At 34.7% G+C, this 3,842-nt stretch carries 5 protein-coding genes; 2 read left to right on the top strand and 3 right to left on the bottom strand.

From position 1 onward, the window contains the following. Window positions 1-128: 128 nt before the first annotated feature. Complete coding sequence (locus tag ACFFAP_RS17865; RefSeq protein ID WP_375512459.1) at window positions 129-602, top strand: hydrogenase maturation protease; 474 nt, start codon at window positions 129-131, stop codon at window positions 600-602. Window positions 603-628: 26 nt separating this feature from the next. Here the strand turns inward: ACFFAP_RS17865 and ACFFAP_RS17860 are convergent, their stop codons facing one another. The 3 genes from ACFFAP_RS17860 to ACFFAP_RS17850 are packed head-to-tail and all read right to left on the bottom strand — an operon-like array spanning window position 629 to window position 2,759. Continuing rightward, window positions 629-1,003, bottom strand: coding sequence for a hypothetical protein (locus ACFFAP_RS17860; RefSeq protein WP_375512458.1), 375 nt, complete (start codon window positions 1,001-1,003; stop codon window positions 629-631). A gap of 18 nt (window positions 1,004-1,021) precedes the next feature. Continuing rightward, window positions 1,022-2,308: a SagB/ThcOx family dehydrogenase gene (locus tag ACFFAP_RS17855; protein ID WP_375512457.1), complete on the bottom strand. Its 1,287-nt coding sequence runs from the start codon at window positions 2,306-2,308 to the stop codon at window positions 1,022-1,024. Then, window positions 2,271-2,759 carry an ankyrin repeat domain-containing protein gene (locus ACFFAP_RS17850; protein ID WP_375512456.1) on the bottom strand — a complete coding sequence of 163 codons (489 nt, stop codon included), beginning with the start codon at window positions 2,757-2,759 and terminating at the stop codon, window positions 2,271-2,273. The genes ACFFAP_RS17855 and ACFFAP_RS17850 overlap by 38 nt, the downstream gene beginning before the upstream one ends. A gap of 655 nt (window positions 2,760-3,414) precedes the next feature. Between ACFFAP_RS17850 and ACFFAP_RS17845 the strand changes: the two genes are divergently transcribed. Beyond that, entirely contained in the window at window positions 3,415-3,624 is a 210-nt protein-coding gene (locus ACFFAP_RS17845; protein ID WP_334793115.1) for a molybdopterin-binding protein, read from the top strand. Window positions 3,625-3,842: the final 218 nt, after the last annotated feature.

The raw sequence follows: 3,842 nt of genomic DNA, 5'->3' as shown, positions 1-3,842 counted from the left end.
CCTCTTGCACTTAGTTGCGGTTTTCACATCCATTTTTCCAGGTGCAAGATGTGAGGTTAGCTTTCCATCCTCCGAGCGATCGCGCTTTAACTGAATTTGCAACTACTTAAACAATTAAATCTTATTCCATGCTAACTATTATCGGTTGCGGCAATCTCAATCGCAATGACGATGCAGTAGGCGTAATCATTGCCCAACGCTTACAAAAATATCTAGCTGAAAATCCTCATCCTCATGTGCGAGTATATGACTGTGGCACCGCAGGGATGGAAGTAATGTTTCAAGCTAGAGGTAGTAAACAATTAGTAATTATTGATGCAAGTTCAACTGGTTCTGAACCGGGTGCTGTGTTTAAAGTTCCAGGAAAAGAACTGGAAGCTTTGCCAGAACCTAGTTATAACTTGCACGATTTTCGTTGGGATAATGCTTTAGCCGCCGGACGGAAAATCTTTCAAAATGATTTTCCCGAAGATGTGACAATTTATTTAATTGAAGCAGCAAATCTTGGTTTTGGACTAGAGTTAAGTCCTGCTATCAAACATTCTGCTGATTTGGTTTTTGAAGAGGTAGCTGCACTTATCAGCCAGAATATTAACTTTTAATTAACAATCCAAAATCTAAAATCGAATTACGCCCAATCTCGATAAACAGAAAGTTCATCTACCCTCATTTCAAAAGGTACTACTTGACTCTCTGGCGGACAAACACGGATTTTAGCACTGTTAACAATTCCATATAGTAATGTCCCCATTGGCACAATTTGTTGCAGAATACGCCAATTAGTAACTTGATCGGGACATTCAATTACCAATGTCAGAGCATTGGCGTGGGTTGTGACATACCACCGACAATTAGATAGAAGATTTTGAATCGTGCGATCGCACGCCTCATAAAAGTATCTACTAATAGAATCCTCTAGTTGTTGCCGCAGTATAATATCTGCTGATGTCGGTTGTATAGGATGTGAGTCATCACCATTTAAGTAATACATCTTTCTAGCCATCTCTCTTTAGCTTCCTGCTTATATTCCAATCACCATTCCATAAAGTACATCTTTATTTGTTTCTAATAATTCTTGGGTTTCGTCATCATAATACGCACCAATTCCACTACACTGAATTCCCAAATAATTACTAGTTAAATAAAGTCTCTGTCCAAGAAAACCAGCTATTTGCATAGCTGTTTGATAATTTAAATAATCTGACACAAAAAATAAAGTTACAGCGCCATCTCTAGCAATAGCCTGATTAATACATAAGTAACCTGTCTTTTCACTAAAATTACCCGTCTTAACCAGATGTGTACCTCTATATAACCCCGGTGTCATTCCCTCTACCCGATGCACCACTGAGTAAATTTCTATTTCCTCATAATTTTCTGTTGGTATTGGCTGCTGAAGTTGTTGCACTACATATAAATAATCTTCTTGAGAAATAAACTCTTTCCGGAAACGTCTAATAGAACGTCTATCCCAAACAGTTTGATGAAATTTATCCCGATCAAAATTAAATTGAGGATACTCTAATTTCTGCTGGCGACTCTTTTCTAGAGTAGTTGCTTGATAAGCATCTTCAATAAATTGATTGGATTCAAAATAATCAGTACCACAGACAAAAGGAACTTTCAGCCTTAAGTGTCTGATTTTATTGTCTTGTATTTCTCCTGACACTGCACAACCAGTAATAAACTCCTTATTCTCAAATCCTAAATCTGAATTGAGCGCAAGTTTATCAAAGTCAAAAACTAGTTGTATATCTCGGTTGTGGAGATAAGCTGAAGCTGTGATCGCACCTAAATGGTGTCCGCTATCTAAGAAGCAATATCTTATGCTCCTGTTTTGATATTTCCAGCTAGACCTATAATAAACACAACTAATTAAAAAGATGAATCCGTTGATACTTTTACCCGGTATAATATAACTCTCTAACCCATCATCAATTAATTCATAGATGAGAGTTAGACAATTATTCTCAACTTCTAGATGGTATATACCATCGATTATTCCCTCAATACCGCGAACCTGTACGTAAACTTCCGTAGGATACAAAGCGCCTGCTGATGGATTTACTCGCAGTTTATAAGGGTCATCTTTATATACTTTTTCTAGCGTTATCGCACTAGTTAATGAGATAAAAGCATGAACAGGATTATTGAGATTTAATTTCACTCTCCGATAAAACTTGGGATAAACTTTAAATGAAGATGGCTGTGTTGAAGCATCTACATAATTTGGGTCAAGTTGTACCGATAAGTAAGAATGCTTGGTAGCGTCATGATAGGCTTTCCCCGATATCTGACTTAATGGCATTTTTAATTATCCTTAAGACTTCTACGTTGCTAGCAAAATCTATCACTTTATAATCGTCTAAGTTTTTTAAATATAAATTAGGATGATGTTGTAAAAGTAACTTTACGACTTCTGTCTTTCCAGCTGATGCTGCGTACATTAAAACAGTTGCACCATTATCGTTTTGGTTGTCAATGTTAATATTGTGAGCCAACAGTAAATTAATTAAATCGTAGTGATTACCAAAACAAGCAAACCACAAAGCATTGTTGCGATCGCTATTTCGAGCATTGATATCCACGCCTGCATCAATGAGTTCTTTGACGACTGCATAAACTCCCTCTCTTGTAGCTTTCATCAAAGCTGTATCGCCATTTTCCCCTGACTGATTTAAATTCCCAGGATTATAGCCTTTTGCTATTAGCCATTGGGTTGTTGTTTCACTCATATCTTGCCTGCTAACTTTACTCATAATTGCTCTTTGAATGTCAGGATTTTAAGTAATGTTCAAGTATAAAATTGCTTGTCAAACTTCATATTGAATAATTTTTACCATTATTTTAAAATGCTATATGAGTAGTTGAAGTATAGTAGTTTATAAAAGCAACTTTGTTAAGTATTCAAAAGTTTGGTAAAAGTAGAAAAATATTTCACCACTCCCTACTTGCCGCCCTCACCCAGCAAATTTGGATTGGTCGAGTACTAAGTTGATTAGCAACAATTTAGCTTAGTTATATATTATCACTATGATAATTTTAAATTATGAATCATTTATAAAGATCCCTAAATATATCTAAGAAAAAATATTAAAATACAATTTAAATGCAGTATTTTTTACAATGTTATTTCATTATCTAAAGTAATAGCAGATATAATTTTTGCGTAAATAGTCGCTAGTCCAATGTAGCGTTAGTTTAGCTAACTTTAATAATGGGATTTTACCCATTGTCTTAATATTGCTCAAATTTGATGTAATGTATCCATTGAATCTTGTATTTAATCAAGCAGAGATATAACGCTGATATTTCCTTTATATCCCTGACAGTTATTAAGAAATATCAAAATTTTTCCTCTTTACAAAAAAAAATGTTAGTTTGTTTAAGTACGAAGTAAAACACAGATAGAAAATGGAAATTAGCGCTCGTAACTCTATTAAAGGCACTGTCAAAAAAATTGTACATGGTTCAGTTAATACTGAGATAACTTTAGAAGTGGCATCAGGTGTAGAGTTAGTGTCAATAATCACAAAATCATCAGCGGAAAATCTGGGACTTGTAGAAGGTAAGCAGGCTTATGCCGTGATTAAATCATCAGATGTGATGCTTGCTGTTGAATAAAAAGTACACAAGTTGCCTTTTTTTTGCAAGCGGCTCTATCTCTAATATGAAATTGCATTCATATCGATAAATTGAGTGACCTCACTCGTGGAATTAATTAGGAAAGGAGTGAGGTCAAGAGTATATTATATAGATGTTATTTAATTAAATTAATTATCAATAAGAGAGACATAAATAGCGCGAATACTTTCTATATGTACTGCTAAAGATGTATTTAC

It is taken from the genome of uncultured Nostoc sp. (assembly GCF_964245575.1).
Taxonomy (GTDB): Bacteria; Cyanobacteriota; Cyanobacteriia; order Cyanobacteriales; family Nostocaceae; genus Nostoc.
The sequence above is the reverse complement of the archived record's forward strand: the minus strand, read 5'-3'. Positions and strand labels throughout refer to the sequence as shown.

Excerpts from the sequence above, each read along its gene's own strand:
- ACFFAP_RS17865 (WP_375512459.1), top strand. The coding sequence starts at position 129 with ATGCTAACTATTATCGGTTGCGGCAATCTCAATCGCAATGACGATGCA.
- ACFFAP_RS17860 (WP_375512458.1), bottom strand. The coding sequence starts at position 1,003 with ATGGCTAGAAAGATGTATTACTTAAATGGTGATGACTCACATCCTATA.
- ACFFAP_RS17855 (WP_375512457.1), bottom strand. The coding sequence starts at position 2,308 with ATGCCATTAAGTCAGATATCGGGGAAAGCCTATCATGACGCTACCAAG.
- ACFFAP_RS17850 (WP_375512456.1), bottom strand. The coding sequence starts at position 2,759 with ATGAGTAAAGTTAGCAGGCAAGATATGAGTGAAACAACAACCCAATGG.
- ACFFAP_RS17845 (WP_334793115.1), top strand. The coding sequence starts at position 3,415 with ATGGAAATTAGCGCTCGTAACTCTATTAAAGGCACTGTCAAAAAAATT.